Genomic DNA, 19,986 nt, shown 5'->3' with positions numbered 1-19,986 from the left:
TGCGGGGAGAAATATTGTGCGCGTCCTTCCCAGTGAACGTCTGATTTCCGGCAGCGACGAGGGTTCACCGCTTCCCGACAGCCGCGTCGAACTGCCGCCGGTGATCCGCCGCACCGAGTTCGTCGCTCTTGCGCTCGCCGGCCTGCTTTTGATCGCCGTCGTCGCCGTACTCTATGTCGCCAAGGCGTTCTTCCTGCCTGTCGTGATGGCCATGGTCGCCGGCACCATGTTGTCACCGGCCGCAACATTCCTGGAAAGGCGGCGCGTGCCCCGCGCCATCGGCGCCGTCCTCATCGTCATTGCGGTCACCGCGATGGTCACGTTCGTGGTCGCATTGATTGCCGCACCCGCCATGGAATGGAGCTCGCGCTTGCCCGAGCTCGGGGCGCAACTGAAAGACAAGCTGCACGTCTTCGACCGGCCGCTGGCGCTGTGGCGCGAGTTGCAGACCATGGTCGGCGGCTCGGAGGGATTGCCAAGCTTCCAGTTTCCCAAATTCGATTGGGTGCAACCGACGCTCGAATTCCTGTCGCCGACCTTCGCCGAATTCCTGCTGTTCTTCGCGACCCTGATCCTGTTCATCGCGAGCTGGCGAGATCTGCGGCGCGCCTTGATCATGACATTCGGTGAGCGTGATGCACGGCTACGCACCTTGCGCATCCTGAACGAGATCGAGGTCCATCTCGGCAACTACCTGCTGACCGTGACGATCATCAACGTCGGCGTCGGCGTCGCGACGGGCATCGTGTGCGCGGTCACCAGGATGCCAAATCCGGCGGGGCTCGGTGCGCTTGCGGCCGCGCTCAACTTCATTCCCATCATCGGCCCGGTCGCAATGTTCGTGATATTGGCCATCGTCGGCGTCATGGCCTTTCCGACCCTCGGCAGCGGTCTGGTCGCCGCAATTGCCTTCGGCGGCATTACCTTCCTGGAGGGGCACTTCGTCACGCCGACCATCATCGGCCGCAGGCTGGCGCTGAATGCGCTGGCGGTCTTCATCGCCCTGGCCTTCTGGACCTGGCTGTGGGGGCCGATGGGCGCGTTCCTGTCCTCGCCGTTGCTGATCGTCGGGCTGATCCTGAAGGAGCATCTGCTGCCGGAGAATTCGCCGCAGCTTCCGCAGGAATGACTGGTTTCCACGACGGAACTTCCGTCCCGACGAAACGTTCTCCGCCCGACTCAACCGTCAACAATTCGGAGCCACGATGTCCACGACCGATGCCGAAGCCGGGACGAGAGACTGGACCGACAAAGCCACCGCAGAACGCCTCGAGAAGGATGTAGCAGCCGTGAAAAGCGATATCGCCGCCCTCACCGATCAGATCACCGACGCCCTCAATACCTTCGCCAACGCCACGGGCAAGCAGGCCCGGCGCGGCTACAAGCAAGCGCGCGACAACATGGATTCGACGCTCGACGATTTCTCGGAACGCGGCAGCGCGATGATGGACGCGGCGCAGGACGCCTATGGCTCGATCGAGGAGACGCTGGAAGACGCGATCACGCAGCGGCCGCTTGCGACCGTCGGTGTCGCGCTCGGCATCGGCTTCCTGATCGGCTTCGCTTGGCGCCGCTGAAGCACGCGATTGATTGTGAGGTCACGACAGACTTCGCTGCCGTGACCGCCGGGTCACGAACTGGCTTGTGGGGATCTGAGGAGCAAGGCTGTGTTTCAACGCATCATCGACGGCATCAGCGCATCGACGGGCACGACCGTGCGGCTGACCTCGCTGGCGGCGGGCGCGGCGCTCGCGCTGTTCATCACCACATGCTTCCTCTGCGCCGCGGCCTTCATCTCGGTCCTCGACAAATACGGCCCGGTTCAGGCTTGCCTTGCCGGCGCCGCCATCTTCTTCCTGCTGACGCTCGCTGCCGCAGGAAGCTATTGGGGCTACAAACGGGAAATCCGGACACGTGCCCGTATCGCGGCCGAGCGCGCCGCGAAGGCCGCCCCGAGCATGCTCGCCGACCCCATGCTGATCGCCACAGGCCTGCAGATCGTCCGCGCCATCGGGATCAAGCGGCTCCTGCCGATCCTGGCGATCGGAGGCGTTGCACTTGGAATCATGGCAAGCCGTGTCGGTGTCCCCGACGAGGCGCCGGCAGAACCTGCCGAATAGGACACTCGCGCTAAGAAAGTTGCGCCGATGAACCGAGCAGAAGGCTCACAGCGGCTCGACAGCCCAGGTCTGCGCAATATTTCACCAGACCGGCAAAATCCGTGTGGCTTCACGTAATCGCTACTCGGATGGGCAGACGGTTGCCGTTAAAAGCATCGCCCTGATTCCAAACGAAATAATTAGCAATGAAGCCGTCCGTCAAGGCGAACCTCGCCTCATACCAACACGACGCCAGGCTCTATTTGACGCTCGGCATTGCCAACTGGTCGGTGTTCGTCGACCACATCCCGAACAATGTCGTCAACCTGCTGACGCTGCGCAACTTCGGTTTCAGCGGCGCTGCGGACCTGTTCGTGTTCGTGGTGGGCTATGGCGTTGCCATCATTTACGGCAGGATGGCGTTGGAGCGCGGCTACGTCGTCGCGGCAACCCGCATCTTCCGACGCGTCTGGCGGCTCTATGCCGCCTATGTCGTCTTGTTCGTGATCTACATCGACACTATCGCTTACGTCGCCTCGCAATCGATGGCGCCGGAGATCATCAGCGAGTACAACATCTCTGGGATTCTCGAGCACCCGCTGCGCATCCTGGTCCAAGGCTTGGTGCTCCAGGAAGAGCCGCTCAACCTCGACCTGCTGCAGCTGATGATTCCGCTGATGGCGTTCTTCCCGCTTGCCCTGTGGGGCCTGCTGCGACGTCCGAACCTGACCCTGGCGGCTTCCGTCGCGCTCTACCTCGCCGCGCGCTGGTTCGGCTGGACGTTTCACGCCTATCCCGACCTGGAATGGACATTCAATCCGCTATGCTGGCAGTTGCTGATGGTGCTGGGCGGTTGGTTCGCCATTACCGGCGCGTCGGGTCGGAGGCTTCACAAGATCTCCTGGCTTCGTGCGCTCGCCGGCGCCTACCTCGTGCTCGCGATGGCCATCACCTTGATGCGCCATTCGCCTGTCCTGTCCACCTATCTGCCTGACATCGTGCTCAACGGCATCTCGCCGACCGACAAGGAAAATCTCGCGCCCTATCGCGTCATCCATTTCCTCGCACTCGCCTTCCTTGCGACGCATCTCATTCCGTCTGATCATCCGGGACTGCGGTGGAAGTCGCTGCAGATGGTGATCAAATGCGGCGAGGAATGGCTTGCCGTGTTCTGCATCGGCGTCTTCCTGTCATTCGCCGGCCATCTCATCCTGATCACCGGCGCCAATCTGGTCGTGATGCAGATCGGAGTGAGCGTGGCCGGTTTCGCCGTGATGACGGCGGTGGCCTATTATATTTCCTGGTCGAAGCGCCAGGACGAGCCGGCAGCCTTGCGGCAACGGGCCTGATCATCGTGCGATTTTGCTAGGCCAGAGACATCCGCTGCGCTATGCGGGATGAGGTGGCCCTGTGGAAATGGCGGCCTCTGCGCAAGGAGAGACCGCCTTGGTCATGGCGAAAGACACGAGCGATGCGGCCGAGGGCGCGCCCCGGCGCGGGCGGCCGCGCTCGATCGAGACCACCAACGCCATCCTCGAAAGCGCCTATGGGCTTATGGCCGCGGCCGGCCTTGCCGCGACCACGATCGACGCAGTGGCACGCCACTCCAACGTCTCCAAGATGACCATTTACAAATGGTGGCCGTCGCGGGAGGCGCTGCTGATCGACGCCTTTCTCCATCATGCCGCCCAAATGCTGCCGCTGCCGCCGGCGAGCGTTGGCACGGCCGCCGTGCGTGCACGCCGGCATGCCGTGGCCTATGCCGAGGCCCTGCAGGGCGAGTTCGGCAAGGTGCAGCTTGCCGTGATCTCCGAATGCATTTCGAAGACCGGCTCGGCGGAGCTTTTCTATGCCCGCTATCTGCAATTCCGCCGCGACGCGCTGGTGGAGATGATCGCGGCCGGTCAGCGCGACGGCAGCATTCTCGCCGAAGCGCCGGCGGAAACTCTCTACGACGCCGTCTATGGCAGCCTGTTCTACCGTTACGTCTTCGGCATCGCGCCGATCACGCCCGCCTATGCGAGGTCTTTGGTCGATCTCGTATTGCGGCCGAAGGGCTAAACTTGGTGCCGGATACGGCATCTCCCGGCCATTTCGACAGGAGCATCATCTCATCATGATCAAGCGCATCTTGCCCTATGAAGGGTTGCTCCACGAAGTGGTCGAGTATGCAGGCGTTCTCTACATCGGCGGAATCGTCCCCGAGGACGTAAGCCAGGACATGTCGGGCCAGGCCAACGATGTGCTTGGACAGCTGTCGCGTCTGCTCGAGGCTCTCGGCTCCGACATGGCCAACGTCTTGCAGGTCACGATCTTCATGAGAGATCTCAGCGAGAAGGCTGCGTTCAACGCGGCCTGGAAGGCGCATTTTGCGGGAGCTCATTTACCGGCGCGTGCCGCCGTCGGCGTCGCCGATCTCGGCCCCAACGTCAAGCTCGAGATGACCGCCATCGCGGCTCGCGTGAGCGCTGCCTGAAGCGCGGACGCCAAGCCCTTCAAGCCTGCGTCAAGTCTGCTTCGACGGACGCACCGGTGCGGAAATCTTGTCCGTGCGATCGCGCTCGGTCATGTCGATGACCGTCTCCATTGGCGCAGTCAGCTCGTAGACATAGGAGACGTCGGTGAAGTAGCGCTTGGCGCTGCCGCCGAGCGCTTCGGGGGCGACGCGGTCGAGCAGGATCAGACCGAAATCGGAGTCAGGGCGACGCGTCGCCTCGCTGGTGTTGAACTCCTCCCAGCGGAAATGAAACACGGTCTCGGGCTCCTCGCCCGTCACCGTCCAGTTCGCGGTGATGTGCGGATGCTTGCCGACCAGCGACAGGCCTTCATCCGAATGCGAGGCGAGCTCGAAGAACAGCAGCGACAGGCTTTGCGCAGCGCGCGCGCTGACGGCGATATCGGGGCCGCTGACGGCAATGCGGTCAGCGTGCGGAATCGCGCGCGCCTCGAACAGGCCCTTCAGCTTGACGCCCTGCCACTGGCTCTCGCTGAGCAGCGAGACCACATTGGACATGGCGTGGATGCGGCCGATCAGCAGCTCGCGGGCGACGTCGATGTCGGAGCCATGGCGCAGTGTCCGCGTCACGATCGACTGGATCACCGCAAGGATGTTCTTCACGCGATGATTCAGCTCGTCGATGACAGCCGTCAGCCGCCGCTCGAAGCCGATCCGTACCTGGATTTCGCGGCTGAGCCGCAGATTGTTGTAGGCGACATAGCCGAACAGGCCGCACACCATCGCGGTGATGGCAAAGCCGATCGCCGCCACGATGATCGCGGTCTGCTCGGCGCGCCGCGCCGAATTGGTCTTGGCGTAATAGCCGAGCTGCCAGTCGCGGCCGCCGAAGCTGATGGTGCGCGTCGCCGACGGTGCCGGCCCGTCCGGCGAGGTCATGCGGGTCGAGACGACGCCCTGATCGTTGGCAATGAGCTCGCTGTTCTCCTTGCGCGGGTCCTTGAGCGCGACTGAAAACAACGACAGATCGTCGTTGGTCAGCATCAGCGAGGCCAGCTCGTAGGAAAACGTGATGAAGCCGGCCGGCTCGGTCGCGCCTTCGGGAATGACGGGGGCCGCGACGATGACGCCGATCGGCCCGTTCCCGCGCAGGAGCGGCACCGGATCGGAGGCGATTGACCGCTTCTCGACCCTGGCCCGGGTCAGCATCGCACTGCGAACCGGGTCGTCGTCGTAGCTGCGACCCGGCAGCGTCTTGGTCTCGTCGCTGCGCGGCTCGAGGTCCATCAGCACGTCGATCGGCTGGGTCAGGCTTGCCGGATCGATCGGCTTGTCGTTGAAATCACGGATCTGCGGCTTCGGGAAGCCGGCAGCAGCAATGGCGGTCTGCGCCGCGGCGAGCTCGCTCGGCCGAAGCCGGGCAACCCAGCCGGCCACCACGAAATCGGTCTTGAAGGCATAGATCGCCGAGCGCAGCGGCTCCAGCATGTTGGGCTTCAGCACGGATGGCGCACGGAACAGGCCTGAGGCGACACGCGCCAGCAGCTCACGCTCGGTCGACCGGTCCTGGACGAGGCTCGCATGAACGTCGATCGCGCGCGCCAGTGCGATCCGGTCCAGCGCCAGCTCCTGATCGTGGACGCGATAGGCCGCGAGCCCCGAGAGCAAGGCTCCGAGCAGAGCGATGAAGCCGATGATGAAACCCAGCCGGACCACGCGACTACTCAGGCGAAAGCGGAAGGTCGGCAATAAACACGGAGCATATGAACGCCGCTCGAACGGCCATGTGCCGAAACAGGATGAGCCCAGTGGCGGTGGATAATGACGGAGGAGGCATCTATACGCAACTTGGGTCGCCCAAAAAGCTTAATCCGCCCGGCCGATCGTCTGGCCAACTGCGGCTCTGCCCCGGGCACCGGAGATAGATAATCGCGGTGTCCGAAATTAGTTCCGTTAGCCGCACTTTGCCTCAGGCGTTAACGGTGGGAAAGGCCTGCGCCACGTCGCCACGGCCGTCACCCCGCCCGCGTCAATCCGCTCGTTTCAATCCACCCTTGGTCTCGATGAAACTGACGATGCGATCGAGCCCGTCGCTCTTCTTCAGATTGGTCATGACAAAGGGGCGCTCGCCGCGCATGCGTTTGGCATCCGTGTTCATCTTCTCCAGGGACGCACCAACATGGGGCGCGAGGTCGATCTTGTTGATGACCAGGAGGTCGGAACGGGTGATGCCGGGGCCGCCCTTGGACGGGATCTTGTCGCCGGCGGCAACGTCGATCACGTAGATGGTGAGGTCGGCCAGTTCCGGGGAAAAAGTGGCAGCGAGATTGTCGCCGCCGGACTCGATCAGCACGAGATCGAGCCCGGGGAATTTCGCGCGCATGTCGGCGACCGCTGCGAGATTCATCGAGGCGTCCTCGCGGATCGCGGTGTGCGGGCAGCCACCGGTCTCGACGCCGGCGATGCGGTCCGGCGTCAGCGAGCCGGAGCGCACAAGGAATTCCGCATCCCATTTGGTGTAGATGTCGTTGGTGATCGCGGCGATGTCGTAACGCTCGCGCATGGTCTTGCAGAGCAAGTCCATCAGCGCGGTCTTGCCCGATCCGACGGGACCGCCGACGCCGACTCGCAAAGGGCCGTGAGATTTCGACATGCTCTCTCCTAGTGTCGTCCCGGCCTAGTGCGCAGTGCGCACGGGGGCCGGGACGACGAGCGGTTAGATTTCGCGCCTCTCATGACCTGAACAGCCGCGTATATTGCGTCTCGTGCCGCAGGCTGGCGAGATCGGCGCGAAGGGTTGCGCTGCCGAGATCGTCCAGCGTCGCGCTCAGCGCCCGGCTCGCGGTCGCAGCCACGGCGGCTTCCAATCCCACCAGCACGCGCTGGCTGTCGGTTTGGCCGAGCGGGATGAGCCGGCTCGCCGCGGAAATCCAGTTCGAGACCAGCGCATGCAGGAAAGCGTGCAGCGTCGGCGCAAGCGGCACGCCGTGGAGCGCCGCGACCACGCCGACGGCGACCGGATAGACCAGTGGCGTACGGCACGCCGCTACCATGGCATCCAGGCCATCCGCGTTCCACGCCGCGCGCGAGATGTCGATGAAGGCGCGGCCCTGCGAGGTGGTCTCGAGCTGCCGCTCGCGCGAGGGCACGAAGGCGGCAGCGAGTTCGGCGATGTCGCTCAACGATGCCTGCTCGGCTGCCTCGGCGGCGCGATAGGCCTGCACCAGGAAGGTCGCATCGCAAAAGCCGGAACCGTCACTGAGCATCGCATCGAGCCAACCGGCGAGAGTCGCGACGTCGATGATATCTCCCGCTTCGACAGCCCATTCGATGCCGCTGGAATAGGAGAAGCCACCCACGGGAAACGCCGGCGACAGCCAGGTCATCAACCGGTACAGCGCCGCCGCCTCGCGCTCGGCGAGGTCATCGGCACCGTCAGGCTCATTTGTGGTCATGAGCATGTTTGTGGCCGTGATGATGATCGGGATGGTCGCAGTGCTCGTCGTGGTGATGATGGTGATCATGGCCATGCTCATGCGCGGCATGATCATGATGATGACCGTGGCCTTGATGATCGTGACCATGATCGTGACGAGCGTGGTCGTGGTGCGCGTGGTCATCATGCCCGTGCGCATGACCGGCATCGGCGTAAGCGCCGCCTTCGGGATCGAACGGCGCCTCGATCTCGACCACCTTCGCGCCCAGCCCCTTCACCATCGCCTCGATGACGTGATCGCGGCGAATGCGCAAGGCCTTGCTCGTGAGCTGCGTCGGCAGATGGCGGTTGCCGAGATGCCAGGCGACGCGAACGAGATGGTGCGGATCGCGACCGCGGATCTCCAAGAGCGGCTCGGGCGCCGCAACCACTTCGACGAGCCTTCCGTCCTCCAGCACCAGCGCATCGCCGCCGCGCAGCGCAACCGCATTCTCCAGGTCGAGCAGGAATTCGAGACCCCGCGTCCCGGTCATCGCCATGCGGCGGCGGTGCCGATCGTCGAAATCAAGCACGACCGTATCCGCCGGCGTTTCCGTGAAGCGGTACTGTCCCTTAACCTGCGTCGCCCGGATCATGCGCTGTTACCTCGTCTCGATCTTCTCGGGCGTGATCACTTCGATCTTCGGTGGCGCCGTAAAGCACTTCACCGCGACGCGGCCGAACGTCTTCATATGCTCCTGGGCGCGATGCGGCACCAGCGCCTCGGCATTCTCCCATTGCTCGACGAACACCATCTTGGTGGGATCGGTCACGCTCTCGTGCAGATCGTAAGCGATATTGCCGGGCTCCTTCCGCGTTTCCTTGATGCAGGCGGTGGCGGCTGCGATGAATTCGGCGCGGGTTTCGGGCTTGATGGTCAAGGTGGCAACGACGTAGATCACGAGAAATTCTCCCGGCTTTTCTTCTGAGGGTTTTGATACCGGGCGGGACATTAGACCAGCCGGGATCGAACGCAAAACCGGAAAAGCGGTCCCAGGACATGCGATCGGCATGCGCCTGGGACATGCGTTGAGGCGCTATTTCAGTACATGAAATATCGCTGCGCCATCGGCAGCACCTCGGCAGGCGGACAGGTCAGCAGCTCGCCGTCGGCGCGCACCTCATAGGTCTCCGGATCGACCTCGATATTGGGCGTGGCGTCGTTGTGGATCATGCTCTTCTTCGAGATCTTGCTGCGGGTGTTCTGGACCGCATAGAGCTTCTTCTCGATGCCGAGCTTTCGGGCGAGACCGCCGGTGACGGCGGCCTTCGAGGTGAACACAACGGAGGACGCGGTCCGGGCCTTGCCGAAGGCGCCGAACATCGGCTGGTAGTGCACCGGCTGCGGCGTCGGGATCGAAGCATTGGGATCGCCCATGGGCGCTGCGACGATGGTGCCGCCCTTGACGATGCAATCCGGCTTGACGCCGAAGAAGGCCGGCGACCACAGCACGAGATCGGCGAGCTTGCCCTTCTCGACCGAGCCGATCAGCTTCGACACGCCATGCGCGATCGCGGGGTTGATGGTGTACTTGGCAATGTAGCGCTTGACGCGGAAATTGTCGTTGTCCTTGCCCTTGTCCTGGGGCAGCGACCCACGTTGCTTCTTCATCTTGTCCGCGGTCTGCCAGGTCCGGATGATCACCTCGCCGAGACGGCCCATCGCCTGCGAGTCCGAGGACATCATCGAGAGGGCGCCGAGATCGTGCAGGATGTCCTCGGCGGCGATAGTCTCCTTGCGGATGCGGCTTTCCGCGAACGCGAGATCTTCCGCGATCGAGGGATCGAGGTGGTGACACACCATCAGCATGTCCAGATGCTCGTCGATGGTATTGCGGGTGAAGGGCCGCGTCGGATTGGTCGAGGACGGCAGCACGTTCTTGAGTCCTGCGACCTTGATGATGTCAGGCGCGTGGCCGCCGCCGGCGCCTTCGGTGTGGAAGGCGTGAATGGTGCGGCCCTTGAAGGCCTTGATGGTGTCCTCGACGAAGCCTGACTCGTTCAGCGTGTCGGAATGCAGCATGACCTGGATGTCGTGATCGTCGGCGACCGACAGGCAGTTGTCGATCGCGGCCGGAGTCGTGCCCCAGTCTTCGTGCAGCTTCAGCGCGCAGGCACCAGCCTTGATCATCTCGACCAGCGCAGCGGGCCGCGAGGCGTTGCCCTTGCCGGATATGCCGAGATTGACCGGGAAGGCGTCGAACGACTGGATCATTCGCGCGATGTGCCAGGGGCCCGGCGTGCAGGTCGTGGCGAAAGTGCCATGCGAGGGACCGGTGCCGCCTCCGAGCATCGAGGTGACGCCACTCATCAACGCGTGCTCGATCTGCTGCGGGCAGATGAAATGGATGTGGCTGTCGAAGCCGCCGGCGGTGAGGATTTTTCCTTCGCCCGCGATCACGTCTGTGCCGGGGCCGATGATGATGGTGACATCAGGCTGGATATCCGGATTGCCGGCCTTGCCTATGCCTGCGATCATGCCGTCCTTGATGGCGACGTCGGCCTTGACGATCCCCCAGTGGTCGACGATCAGCGCATTGGTGATGACGGTGTCGGCCGCGCCCTGTTTGTTGGTGACCTGCGACTGCCCCATGCCGTCGCGGATCACCTTGCCGCCGCCGAACTTCACCTCTTCGCCATAGGTGGTGAAATCCTTCTCCACCTCGATGATGAGATCGGTGTCGGCCAGCCGCACTTTATCGCCGGTGGTCGGACCGAACATGTCGGCGTAGACGGAACGTTTCATCTTGACGGACATCACAAGCCCCATTTGCGTTTGAAGTTTTGGTCAGCGCTCACAGCGAAGCCTTCGCTTTTCGCACCATGTCGTCGAATTTCGTATCGAGCCAGGCATTGCCGCCGCGGCAGCCGGCGACGACCTGCTCGGCCCAGCCGGTGTAATCGGCGAGGTCATCGCGCTCTTCCGCAGTCGGATCGGAATGAATGCGCGCGCCGATATTGCTGACCTTGTCGGCGATCTTGATCAGCTTTGCGCCTGCCGATTTCTTCGGCGCATCGACGATCTGCCGGCGCCGCCGCTCGGCCTTCGGCAGGCTCATGTCGTCGGTGCATTCGACGGCGAGCGACGCGACTCGTTCGGAGAATTTTTGCGCGAGCTCCTCGCGCGTGGTCCCGGTGTCCTCGATCGTGTCGTGCAGCCAGCCGGCCGCAACGAGTTCAGCGTCGGCGCCATCGCTCGCCGTTGCCAGCAGGTACGCGACCTCCGCGAGATGGTTGATGTAGGGCTCATTCCCCCGCCCCTTGCGCGCCATGCCATTGTGCAGGCGCGCGGCCAGCTCAGCAGCTTGGGAGATGAGGCGGACAGGCGGGATCACCACGACACTCCTGGTCAGTGCAGCGCCGGCAGGAGGCCGTGGCTCTTGAACACTTCGTCCAGCTTCACATGCGCGAGCCGATAGCCGGCGCTGCGGCGTCGCTCGATACCCGCCGCGGAGAAATCGCGAAAGGCACTGGAGTCCTCGGCTTCCTCCGACAGGCCGGCCGCCTTGACGAGATCGGAATCGGCGAGATCGATGTTTGTGATCGCGCCCAGCGTCTTGAAGCGCTGCGCCTGCGTCAGGCGCCTGTCGAGGTCCGGCGTCCGCGCCGATTCCGGCACGGACGCGGACAAGGCCTCGATGGTCTGTAGGAGCTCGTTGATAACAGCGGCATTGGCGCCATCCTGGCGAAGCCGATTGCCATAGCGCAATTCGCTCAGACGGTCGTTCACCTCGATCATGTTCTTCGGCGCGGCGCGCTTGTTTCGAAAGAGATTCATCACCACGAGAATACGATCGACATCGGCCGCCCCCGAAAACGCCTCGATGGCATCGCCGAGCGGCGTATTGTCGACGATACCGCCGTCCCAGAACGTCCTGTCGCCGATCGGGGTCGCCGGAAATCCGGGGGGAAGGCTGCCGCTGGCCAGGACGTGTTGCGGCTTGATCTCGCCTTGCTGATCGCCCTCGCGCCCATGGTTGCGGAAGCGCGTCAGCTCGCCGGAAGAGAGATCGACGGCGGTGACGACGAAGGCAGTCGGGCTGGCATTCAGCGCCGCAAAATCCACGTGGTTCTTCAGCGTCTCGAGCATGGGCGAGGTGTCGTAGAAATTCATCCAGTTGAGGACATCCCAATAGTCGTAGCGCGGCTTGTAGAAGCCGTGCACGCCGAACAGCGCGAGATCATGATCGGCGATGCCCCACCAATGGTTCCCCAGAGAAAGCTCGGACCAAAGCTCCTGCAAACGCCGTCTGGCGTCAGCCCGGTCAGCGGCGCCAACGACGCAGGCGGCGTTGATTGCGCCGATGGACACCCCCGTGACCGCGGCCAGCGTGACAGCCCGGCCCGCACGATCGATGTCGTCCATCAATTTCAGCAGCGCCTCGATCGCACCGAACTCATAGGCGCCGAGCGCGCCGCCGCCCTGGAGCACGAGTCCGATCTCGACCTTGTCCTTGGCGAGCGTATCCATGGCGGACCCTCTTATATTTTCCCTGCCTATAGCTTCCCCATCACGTCGCCGCGAAAACCGTAGATCGTCTTCTTGCCTGCCAGCGCGACGAGCTGGACGTCGCGGGTCTGGCCGGGTTCGAAGCGGACGGCAGTGCCGGCGGCGATGTCGAGGCGCATGCCGCGCGACTTCTTGCGGTCGAATTTCAGCGCGGGATTGGTCTCGAAGAAATGGTAGTGCGAGCCGACCTGGATCGGACGGTCGCCTGTATTGGCCACCGTCAGCGACACGGTCTTGCGGCCGGCATTGAGCTCGATCTCGCCGTCCTTGATGAAGAGTTCGCCGGGAATCATGCTATCCTCCTTGTCATTCCGGGGCTCGCGCAGCGAAAACCCGGAATCTCGAAACAAAACCTCTGGATTCCGGGTTCGCCCTTCGGGCGCCCCGGAATGACGAATTGAAAGCTACCTGATCGGTTCGTGCACGGTGACGAGCTTGGTGCCGTCGGGGAATGTCGCCTCGACCTGGATGTCGTGGATCATCTCGGGGATGCCAGGCATCACCTGGTCGCGGGTCAGCACCTGCGCACCCGATTGCATCAGCTCGGCGACGGTGCGGCCGTCGCGCGCGCCTTCGAGGATGAAATCCGAGATGATCGCGATCGCCTCGGGATGGTTGAGCTTGACGCCGCGATCCAGCCTGCGGCGCGCCACGATGGCGGCCATCGAGATCAGAAGCTTGTCCTTTTCGCGGGGAGACAGGTTCATGCGAAATCTCTTCGGTTCATCACTTCAATTCAGCCACAGCCGGGGCAGCGCGGCGCCTGTACGCGCCAGCACGGACATCATGTCGGCACGCAAACGCGCCGCATCTTGGGCACAGAACCGCGCCATTGCAAAGCCATTCCAGGCGGAGATTCCGACCTCGCCGGCGAAAGAGTCCGATGCCTCGCGGAGGCGTTCGACCAATGCCTCGTCGCCCGGCACGATGAGGGCCGTGCCGATCGCCGCGGCGCCCTTCGCGACCGCCGGCCTCGCGAGTTTCGCACCGATGTCGCCATCGAGCCTGACGGTCTCGGCAAAGACCAGCCTGCCGCCGCGGGAGAGCCGCCAGCGGTCGACAAATTCGCCATGCTCCATGCGCTCGCCCATGGCTGTGCGGCCAAATACGACAATTTCACAAAGCAGCAGCGAGGCGGCCTCATCGAGCTCGATGTCGAAGCGGCGATGCACCCGCGCGCGGTCGAACAGGATCGTCTCCTGCGGCAGCCAGCCGAGATGCGCACCGGCGCCGACCTTCAGGGAAATGTTGAGCTGCGCTGCCGCCCCCGGCGCGCGGTAGACCTTTTCCGCGGCCGCCGTGGTCAGTGTCAGGCGGGTAGAATCGGTGGCCGAGATCTCGATCTCGAACCGATCACCGCCAGCGACGCCGCCGGCCGTGTTGACGAACACGCCGGACAGACCGTCATCCTCCGGCGAGGGAAAGCGCACGCGGAGCGAGCCGGATTCATGCAGGGCGCCCCGCCGCGTCACGCGGTCACGGGCGTGCACGTCGAAGCGCACAGCCCCGCGGGCGCGATTGGCTTCGAACACCGAGGATGTCGCCAAAGATGTGACCAAGGCGTCGCTGCGCATCCGTCTCCCCCAGCCGGCCGCGGCAGGAATTGCCAGCCTACAATGTCCCGGCTTACAGCGCCATCTGGCGGCTGATCTCGCTTGGGTCGAGATTGGATCGGTCGCAGGTGAACTTCACCGCCCCGCGATCCATCACCGCAAAGCTGTCGCCGAGCTCGCAGGCAAAATCGAGATATTGCTCGACCAGCACGATGGCGATGTTGCCGAGGTTGCGCAAGTAAGAGATGGCACGGCCGATGTCCTTGATGATCGAGGGCTGGATGCCTTCGGTCGGCTCGTCGAGCAGCAGCAATTTTGGCCGCATCACCAGCGCGCGCCCGATCGCGAGCTGCTGCTGCTGTCCGCCGGAGAGGTCACCGCCGCGCCGGCCGAGCATGGATTGCAGCACCGGAAACAGCGAGAACACGTCGTCAGGAATGTTCCTGTCCTGGCGCTTGAGCGGGCCGAAGCCGGTCTTGAGATTCTCCTCGACGGTCAGCAGCGGAAAGATCTCGCGGCCCTGCGGCACGAAGCCAATGCCCTTGCGTGCCCGCTCGTACGGCTTCAGGCCGGTAATGTCGCTGCCGTCGAACAGGATTGCGCCCGAGGAGATCGGGTACTGCCCAACCATGGCGCGGAGCAGCGAGGTCTTGCCGACGCCGTTACGGCCGAGCACGCAGGTCACCTTGCCCGGTTCGGCCGCGATCGAGACGCCGCGCAACGCCTGCGCTGCGCCGTAGAACAGGTTGATGTCCTTGACCTCAAGCATTGTTCAGCGTCCCAGATAGACTTCGATGACCCGCTCGTTGGACGAGACCTGGTCGATGGTGCCTTCGGCGAGCACGGTGCCTTCATGCAGGCAGGTGACCTTGACCCCGAGCTCGCGCACGAACGTCATGTCGTGCTCGACCACCATGACGGTGTGGGTCTTGTTGATCTCCTTCAGCAGCTCGGCGGTGAGGTGCGTCTCGACGTCGGTCATGCCGGCGACGGGCTCGTCGACGAGGAGCAGCTTTGGATCCTGCGCCAGCAGCATGCCGATCTCGAGCCATTGCTTCTGGCCGTGGCTGAGGCTGCCGGCAAGCCGGTTGCGGGCGTCGGTGAGGCGGATCGTCTCCAGCACCTTGTCGATACGCTCGGACTCCGCCCTGCTGCCGCGCCAGAACAGCGTGCCCTTGACGCTGTGATCGACATTGAGCGCCAGCAGCAGATTGTCCTGCACGGTCTGGCTCTCAAAGACTGTCGGCTTCTGGAATTTGCGCCCGATGCCGAGCTCGGCGATGCGGGTCTCGTCGAGCCGCGTCAGGTCGGTGACGCCGTCGAACAGCACGGTGCCCTCGTCGGGCTTGGTCTTGCCGGTGATGATGTCCATCATCGTGGTCTTGCCGGCGCCGTTCGGGCCGATGATGGCGCGCATCTCGCCGGGCGCGAGTGTCAGCGACAGATTGTTGATGGCGTGGAAGCCGTCGAACGAGACGTGCACGCCGTCGAGATAGAGCATCGCGGAGGTCGCGCGGGTATCCATGACGTTCATGACCGCTACTCCGCCATCTTCGGTTCGGTGATGCCGTCTTCGGCCGCCGCGCTCGCGGTCGTCGCGGCCGGGCGCCTTTCCCTGGCTTGTTCCCGCCAGGCATTGAAGGAGCCGACGATGCCCTTGGGCAGCAGCAGCGTCACCAGGATGAACAGCGCGCCCAGCATGAACAGCCAGTAAGGCGCCAGCACGCCTGACGTGAAGAACGTCTTGGCGTAGTTGACGACGATGGCACCGAGCGCAGCACCGACCAGCGTGCCGCGTCCGCCGACCGCGACCCAGATCACCGCCTCGATCGAATTGCCCGGCGCGAACTCGCTCGGATTGATGATGCCGACCTGCGGCACATAGAGCGCGCCGGCGACACCGGCCATGCAGGCCGATAGCGTGAACACGAACAGCTTGTAGGATTCGACGCGGTAGCCGAGGAAGCGGCTGCGCGATTCGGCATCGCGGATCGCGATCAGCACCTTGCCGAGCTTGGAGGAGACGACGGAGCGGCAGATCAGGAAGCTGAGGATCAGGGCTAGACAACTTAATGCGAACAATGCCGCACGGGTGCCCTCGGCCTGGACGTTGAAGCCCAGGATGTCCTTGAAGTCGGTCAGGCCGTTATTGCCGCCGAAGCCGAAATCGTTGCGGAAGAAGGCGAGCAGCAGCGCGTAGGTCATCGCCTGCGTGATGATCGACAGGTACACGCCGGTGACGCGGGAGCGGAAGGCGAGCCAGCCGAAGCAGAAGGCGAGCAGGCCAGGCACGAGCAAGACCATCAGCGCGGCGAACCAGAACATGTCGAAGCCGTACCAAGTCCAGGGCAGCTTCGAGTAATTCAGGAACACCATGAAGTCGGGCAGAACAGGATTGCCGTAGACGCCGCGGGTGCCGATCTGGCGCATCAGGTACATGCCCATGGCGTAGCCGCCGAGCGCGAAGAAGGCGCCGTGGCCGAGCGAGAGGATGCCGCAATAGCCCCAGATCAGGTCGATCGACAGCGCCAGGATGGCGTAGCAGACATACTTGCCCCAGAGCGCGACCAGATAGGTCGGCACCTGCAGGGCCGAGCCCTCAGGCAGCAGCAGGTTGGAAAGCGGGATGAGAATGCCGCAGGCGGCGACGATCATCAGGAAGATCGCCGCGCCGCGGTCCAGCGATCGCGTCAGCATGTGAGGGGTCATGCTTCCACCGCACGGCCCTTGAGCGCGAACAGGCCGCGCGGCCGCTTTTGAATGAACAGGATGATCAGGACCAGGATCGCGATCTTGCCGAGAACGGCGCCGGCGACCGGCTCCAGGAACTTGTTGGCGATGCCGAGCGTGAAGGCGCCGACCAGCGTGCCCCAGAGATTGCCGACCCCGCCGAACACCACGACCATGAAACTGTCGATGATGTAGCTCTGGCCGAGATTGGGGCTGACATTGTCGATCTGCGACAGCGCCACGCCGGCGATGCCGGCAATGCCCGAGCCAAGGCCGAAAGTCAGCGCATCGACGCGCGAGGTGGCGATGCCCATCGAAGCCGCCATGCGGCGGTTCTGCGTCACGGCGCGCATCTCGAGGCCCAGCGCCGTGTAGCGCAGCATGGCGAGCAGGATCACGAACACCGCCAGTGTGAAGCAAAGGATCCAGAGCCGGTTATAGGTGATGGTGATCTGGCCGAGTTCGAACGCGCCGCTCATCCAGGAGGGGTTGCCGACCTCGCGATTGGTCGGGCCGAACATGGTGCGCACGGCCTGCTGCAGCACGAGCGAGAGGCCCCAGGTCGCGAGCAGCGTCTCCAGCGGCCGGCCATAAAGGAAGCGGATGATGCTGCGCTCGATCAGCACGCCGATGGCGCCGGCGACGAGGAAGGCGAGCGGCACCGCGATCAGCAGCGAATAGTCGAACAGCGCGGGATAACGGGTGCGGATCACCTCCTGCACCACGAAGGTGGTGTAGGCCCCGATCATCACCATCTCGCCGTGGGCCATGTTGATGACGCCCATGACGCCGAAGGTGATGGCGAGCCCGATCGCCGCGAGCAGCAGCACCGAGCCGAGCGACAGGCCGTACCAGGCATTCTGCACCGTGGACCAGACCGCCAGCGAGTTCTGGATCGAGGCGATCGCGCTCGTCGCGGCCTTCGCCACGGAGGGCGGCTGGTCGGTGCCGATGTCGGAGAGTAGCGCCAGCGCGTCCTGATCGCCGCGCGCCTTGACGGTGGCGACGGCCTCGAGCTTCTGGACTTCGGTGGCGTCGGACTTGAACAGCAGAATCGCGGCACGCGCCTCGCCGAGCGCGGCCTTGACCGCTTTGTTGGTTTCCTTGGCGAGCGCGCTTTCGACGGGATCGAGCGCGGTCTCCTCATGCGACTTGAAGACAGATTGAGCGGCCTGGAGGCGCGTGGCGAGGTCAGGCGACTGCAGCGTCAGGCTGCCGAGCGCGGCGTCGACGCTGCGGCGCAGGCGGTTGTTGAGGCGGACGGCGCTGGCGCTGTCAGGCACGCTGGCGACAGGCTCGCCGGTCGCGGCATCGATCGACTTGCCGTCGGTGCCGGTGATGTAGACTTTCTTGGTGTCAGGATCGGCCATGAGGCGGTCGTCCTGAAGCGCACTGATGATCGGAAAAGCGAGCTTGTTGCCGCTGCTTGCGATCGCGCCGATTGCGTCATCCGTGTCGGAAAAATCGTCGTTGGCGAATTTGGCGACCGCATCCTCGAACGGACCGGCAAAGGCCGGCAGTGCGAACGCGATCAGGAACAGCGAAAGGACAAGGGTCGAGAGACGAGCGGATAGTTTGGTTGGCACTGGATCACCCCGGCAGAAGTGGGGAGAAGGCGGCGGAATAGCCGTCTTCTCCCATTGTGCAGTCGAATGTCAGATCCGGATCAGGAGCCGGAGCCGAGGCACTTGTTGGTCTTGGTGTTGAAGTTGCCGCACTTCTTGCCGACCCAGTCGCCGATCAGGTCCTTGGAGCCGTCGAGCTCCTTCGACCATGCGTCGCCGGGGACGAGGCTCGGGGTCTTCCAGACCACGTCGAACTGGCCGTTGCCCTTGATCTCGCCGATGAACACCGGCTTGGTGATGTGGTGGTTGGGGAGCATCTTGGCGACGCCACCGGTCAGGTTCGGCGTCTCGATGCCGGGAAGCGCGTCGATCACCTTGTCCGGATCGGTCGACTTCACCTTCTCGACCGCCTTCACCCACATGTTGAAGCCGATCACGTGGGCTTCCATCGGGTCGTTGGTCGTACGCTTCGGGTTCTTGGTGTAGGCCTGCCAGTCCTTGATGAACTTCTCGTTCGCCGGCGTCTTGATCGATTCGAAGTAGTTCCAGGCGGCGAGATGGCCGACCAGCGGCTTGGTGTCGATGCCGGCGAGTTCTTCTTCACCCACCGAGAACGCGACCACCGGGATGTCCTTCGCCTTGATGCCCTGGTTGCCGAGCTCCTTGTAGAAGGGGACGTTGGCGTCGCCGTTGATGGTCGAGACCACCGCGGTCTTCTTGCCGGCCGAGCCGAACTTCTTGATGTCGGCCACGATCGTCTGCCAGTCGGAGTGACCGAACGGCGTGTAGTTGATCATGATGTCTTCCTGGGCGACGCCCTTCGACTTCAGATAGGCTTCCAGGATCTTGTTGGTGGTGCGCGGATAGACGTAATCGGTGCCCGCGAGCACCCAGCGCTTCACCTTCTCTTCCTTCATCAGGTAGTCGACCGCAGGGATCGCCTGCTGGTTCGGCGCAGCACCGGTGTAGAACACGTTGCGCTCGGACTCCTCACCCTCGTACTGCACGGGGTAGAACAGAATGTTGTTGAGCTCCTTGAACACCGGGAGCACCGACTTGCGCGACACCGACGTCCAGCAGCCGAACACGACCGAGACCTTGTCCTTGGTGATCAGCTCGCGTGCCTTTTCGGCGAACAGCGGCCAGTTCGAGGCGGGGTCGACGACGACAGCCTCGAGCTTCTTGCCGAGCAAGCCGCCCTTCTTGTTCTGCTCGTCGATCAGGAAAAGGATGGTGTCCTTCAGCGTGGTTTCGCTGATCGCCATGGTGCCGGAGAGGGAGTGGAGGACGCCAACCTTGATGGTGTCGTCCGCGGCCTTCGCGCCGGAAATGGACGCCAGACCGAGCAACAGTCCGGTGGTCGCGGCGAGCACGCCGCGGCGGCTAAATGACGCCGCTATATCGTGAATGGATTTGGTAGGCATGGATGTATCATCTCCCTGACGCAGACGTGAAAAACGCTGCGAAACGGCCCCACGGCCGCCTGCGATTAACGGAATCGCAAGAACCGTGCCATGGCCTGGGCACCTGCCAAGTGTTTGGTCAGTCTAAATAATTTTGCCGCAATCAAACTTTAGCCGCAGTCTGACTGCTCAAAAC

At 63.6% G+C, this 19,986-nt stretch carries 22 protein-coding genes; 6 read left to right on the top strand and 16 right to left on the bottom strand.

What is annotated here, in order from left to right; all coding sequences use genetic code 11:
* Positions 1 to 16 precede the first annotated feature (16 nt).
* From XH91_RS06210 to XH91_RS06185, 6 genes are all read left to right on the top strand, one after another.
* Entirely contained in the window at positions 17 to 1,129 is a 1,113-nt protein-coding gene (locus tag XH91_RS06210; RefSeq protein ID WP_128949761.1) for an AI-2E family transporter, read from the top strand.
* A 76-nt stretch (positions 1,130 to 1,205) separates the two neighbouring features.
* A complete protein-coding gene (locus XH91_RS06205) occupies positions 1,206 to 1,577 on the top strand; it encodes an ElaB/YgaM/YqjD family protein (protein ID WP_128949760.1) in 372 nt (123 codons plus the stop codon).
* Between the two features lie 90 nt (positions 1,578 to 1,667).
* The gene (locus XH91_RS06200) at positions 1,668 to 2,120 is read left to right on the top strand and encodes a hypothetical protein (RefSeq protein WP_128949759.1); all 453 of its coding nucleotides are present in this window, start codon (positions 1,668 to 1,670) and stop codon (positions 2,118 to 2,120) included.
* Between the two features lie 185 nt (positions 2,121 to 2,305).
* Positions 2,306 to 3,448 carry an OpgC domain-containing protein gene (locus XH91_RS06195; RefSeq protein ID WP_128949758.1) on the top strand — a complete coding sequence of 381 codons (1,143 nt, stop codon included), beginning with the start codon at positions 2,306 to 2,308 and terminating at the stop codon, positions 3,446 to 3,448.
* A 103-nt stretch (positions 3,449 to 3,551) separates the two neighbouring features.
* A complete protein-coding gene (locus XH91_RS06190) occupies positions 3,552 to 4,160 on the top strand; it encodes a TetR/AcrR family transcriptional regulator (protein WP_128949757.1) in 609 nt (202 codons plus the stop codon).
* A 55-nt stretch (positions 4,161 to 4,215) separates the two neighbouring features.
* Complete coding sequence (locus XH91_RS06185; RefSeq protein ID WP_128949756.1) at positions 4,216 to 4,575, top strand: RidA family protein; 360 nt, start codon at positions 4,216 to 4,218, stop codon at positions 4,573 to 4,575.
* 30 nt (positions 4,576 to 4,605) lie between these two features.
* Here XH91_RS06185 and XH91_RS06180 read toward each other — a convergent pair whose 3' ends face one another.
* The 16 genes from XH91_RS06180 to urtA form a co-directional block, all read right to left on the bottom strand.
* Positions 4,606 to 6,270 carry a CHASE domain-containing protein gene (locus tag XH91_RS06180; protein ID WP_128949755.1) on the bottom strand — a complete coding sequence of 555 codons (1,665 nt, stop codon included), beginning with the start codon at positions 6,268 to 6,270 and terminating at the stop codon, positions 4,606 to 4,608.
* Positions 6,271 to 6,583: 313 nt separating this feature from the next.
* On the bottom strand, positions 6,584 to 7,207 hold the full coding sequence (gene ureG, locus XH91_RS06175) for an urease accessory protein UreG (protein ID WP_128949754.1): 624 nt from the start codon (positions 7,205 to 7,207) through the stop codon (positions 6,584 to 6,586).
* A 79-nt stretch (positions 7,208 to 7,286) separates the two neighbouring features.
* Positions 7,287 to 8,015: an urease accessory protein UreF gene (locus XH91_RS06170; RefSeq protein ID WP_128954743.1), complete on the bottom strand. Its 729-nt coding sequence runs from the start codon at positions 8,013 to 8,015 to the stop codon at positions 7,287 to 7,289.
* A complete protein-coding gene (locus XH91_RS06165) occupies positions 7,996 to 8,625 on the bottom strand; it encodes an urease accessory protein UreE (RefSeq protein ID WP_128949753.1) in 630 nt (209 codons plus the stop codon). The genes XH91_RS06170 and XH91_RS06165 overlap by 20 nt, the downstream gene beginning before the upstream one ends.
* 6 nt (positions 8,626 to 8,631) lie before the next feature.
* Positions 8,632 to 8,931: a putative quinol monooxygenase gene (locus XH91_RS06160; RefSeq protein WP_128949752.1), complete on the bottom strand. Its 300-nt coding sequence runs from the start codon at positions 8,929 to 8,931 to the stop codon at positions 8,632 to 8,634.
* A 140-nt stretch (positions 8,932 to 9,071) separates the two neighbouring features.
* Positions 9,072 to 10,787 carry an urease subunit alpha gene (gene ureC / locus XH91_RS06155; RefSeq protein WP_128949751.1) on the bottom strand — a complete coding sequence of 572 codons (1,716 nt, stop codon included), beginning with the start codon at positions 10,785 to 10,787 and terminating at the stop codon, positions 9,072 to 9,074.
* Between the two features lie 37 nt (positions 10,788 to 10,824).
* Positions 10,825 to 11,364 carry an HD domain-containing protein gene (locus tag XH91_RS06150; RefSeq protein WP_128949750.1) on the bottom strand — a complete coding sequence of 180 codons (540 nt, stop codon included), beginning with the start codon at positions 11,362 to 11,364 and terminating at the stop codon, positions 10,825 to 10,827.
* A gap of 14 nt (positions 11,365 to 11,378) precedes the next feature.
* Entirely contained in the window at positions 11,379 to 12,500 is a 1,122-nt protein-coding gene (locus XH91_RS06145; protein WP_128949749.1) for a patatin-like phospholipase family protein, read from the bottom strand.
* A gap of 26 nt (positions 12,501 to 12,526) precedes the next feature.
* Complete coding sequence (locus XH91_RS06140) at positions 12,527 to 12,832, bottom strand: urease subunit beta (RefSeq protein ID WP_128949748.1); 306 nt, start codon at positions 12,830 to 12,832, stop codon at positions 12,527 to 12,529.
* Positions 12,833 to 12,943: 111 nt separating this feature from the next.
* Positions 12,944 to 13,246, bottom strand: coding sequence for an urease subunit gamma (locus tag XH91_RS06135; protein WP_007605424.1), 303 nt, complete (start codon positions 13,244 to 13,246; stop codon positions 12,944 to 12,946).
* A gap of 24 nt (positions 13,247 to 13,270) precedes the next feature.
* Positions 13,271 to 14,113: an urease accessory protein UreD gene (locus XH91_RS06130; protein WP_128949747.1), complete on the bottom strand. Its 843-nt coding sequence runs from the start codon at positions 14,111 to 14,113 to the stop codon at positions 13,271 to 13,273.
* A gap of 52 nt (positions 14,114 to 14,165) precedes the next feature.
* Positions 14,166 to 14,861 carry an urea ABC transporter ATP-binding subunit UrtE gene (urtE, locus tag XH91_RS06125; protein WP_128949746.1) on the bottom strand — a complete coding sequence of 232 codons (696 nt, stop codon included), beginning with the start codon at positions 14,859 to 14,861 and terminating at the stop codon, positions 14,166 to 14,168.
* A 3-nt stretch (positions 14,862 to 14,864) separates the two neighbouring features.
* Entirely contained in the window at positions 14,865 to 15,626 is a 762-nt protein-coding gene (gene urtD / locus XH91_RS06120; protein ID WP_014498216.1) for an urea ABC transporter ATP-binding protein UrtD, read from the bottom strand.
* A 5-nt stretch (positions 15,627 to 15,631) separates the two neighbouring features.
* Positions 15,632 to 16,801: an urea ABC transporter permease subunit UrtC gene (urtC, locus tag XH91_RS06115; RefSeq protein ID WP_128949745.1), complete on the bottom strand. Its 1,170-nt coding sequence runs from the start codon at positions 16,799 to 16,801 to the stop codon at positions 15,632 to 15,634.
* Positions 16,798 to 18,408 carry an urea ABC transporter permease subunit UrtB gene (urtB, locus tag XH91_RS06110; RefSeq protein WP_128949744.1) on the bottom strand — a complete coding sequence of 537 codons (1,611 nt, stop codon included), beginning with the start codon at positions 18,406 to 18,408 and terminating at the stop codon, positions 16,798 to 16,800. The genes urtC and urtB overlap by 4 nt, the downstream gene beginning before the upstream one ends.
* Positions 18,409 to 18,488: 80 nt before the next feature.
* A complete protein-coding gene (urtA, locus tag XH91_RS06105) occupies positions 18,489 to 19,811 on the bottom strand; it encodes an urea ABC transporter substrate-binding protein (RefSeq protein WP_128949743.1) in 1,323 nt (440 codons plus the stop codon).
* Positions 19,812 to 19,986: the final 175 nt, after the last annotated feature.

It is taken from the genome of Bradyrhizobium guangzhouense, assembly GCF_004114955.1.
In the GTDB taxonomy this organism is placed as follows: Bacteria; Pseudomonadota; Alphaproteobacteria; order Rhizobiales; family Xanthobacteraceae; genus Bradyrhizobium; species Bradyrhizobium guangzhouense.
Note: the sequence above shows the minus strand (reverse complement) of the source record. Positions and strands in the feature narration are given on the sequence as shown.

Excerpts from the sequence above, each read along its gene's own strand:
- XH91_RS06205 (WP_128949760.1), top strand. The coding sequence starts at position 1,206 with ATGTCCACGACCGATGCCGAAGCCGGGACGAGAGACTGGACCGACAAA.
- XH91_RS06195 (WP_128949758.1), top strand. The coding sequence starts at position 2,306 with ATGAAGCCGTCCGTCAAGGCGAACCTCGCCTCATACCAACACGACGCC.
- XH91_RS06190 (WP_128949757.1), top strand. The coding sequence starts at position 3,552 with ATGGCGAAAGACACGAGCGATGCGGCCGAGGGCGCGCCCCGGCGCGGG.
- XH91_RS06185 (WP_128949756.1), top strand. The coding sequence starts at position 4,216 with ATGATCAAGCGCATCTTGCCCTATGAAGGGTTGCTCCACGAAGTGGTC.
- ureG (WP_128949754.1), bottom strand. The coding sequence starts at position 7,207 with ATGTCGAAATCTCACGGCCCTTTGCGAGTCGGCGTCGGCGGTCCCGTC.
- XH91_RS06170 (WP_128954743.1), bottom strand. The coding sequence starts at position 8,015 with ATGCTCATGACCACAAATGAGCCTGACGGTGCCGATGACCTCGCCGAG.
- XH91_RS06165 (WP_128949753.1), bottom strand. The coding sequence starts at position 8,625 with ATGATCCGGGCGACGCAGGTTAAGGGACAGTACCGCTTCACGGAAACG.
- ureC (WP_128949751.1), bottom strand. The coding sequence starts at position 10,787 with ATGTCCGTCAAGATGAAACGTTCCGTCTACGCCGACATGTTCGGTCCG.
- XH91_RS06145 (WP_128949749.1), bottom strand. The coding sequence starts at position 12,500 with ATGGATACGCTCGCCAAGGACAAGGTCGAGATCGGACTCGTGCTCCAG.
- XH91_RS06140 (WP_128949748.1), bottom strand. The coding sequence starts at position 12,832 with ATGATTCCCGGCGAACTCTTCATCAAGGACGGCGAGATCGAGCTCAAT.
- XH91_RS06135 (WP_007605424.1), bottom strand. The coding sequence starts at position 13,246 with ATGAACCTGTCTCCCCGCGAAAAGGACAAGCTTCTGATCTCGATGGCC.
- XH91_RS06130 (WP_128949747.1), bottom strand. The coding sequence starts at position 14,113 with ATGCGCAGCGACGCCTTGGTCACATCTTTGGCGACATCCTCGGTGTTC.
- urtE (WP_128949746.1), bottom strand. The coding sequence starts at position 14,861 with ATGCTTGAGGTCAAGGACATCAACCTGTTCTACGGCGCAGCGCAGGCG.
- urtD (WP_014498216.1), bottom strand. The coding sequence starts at position 15,626 with ATGAACGTCATGGATACCCGCGCGACCTCCGCGATGCTCTATCTCGAC.
- urtC (WP_128949745.1), bottom strand. The coding sequence starts at position 16,801 with ATGACCCCTCACATGCTGACGCGATCGCTGGACCGCGGCGCGGCGATC.
- urtA (WP_128949743.1), bottom strand. The coding sequence starts at position 19,811 with ATGCCTACCAAATCCATTCACGATATAGCGGCGTCATTTAGCCGCCGC.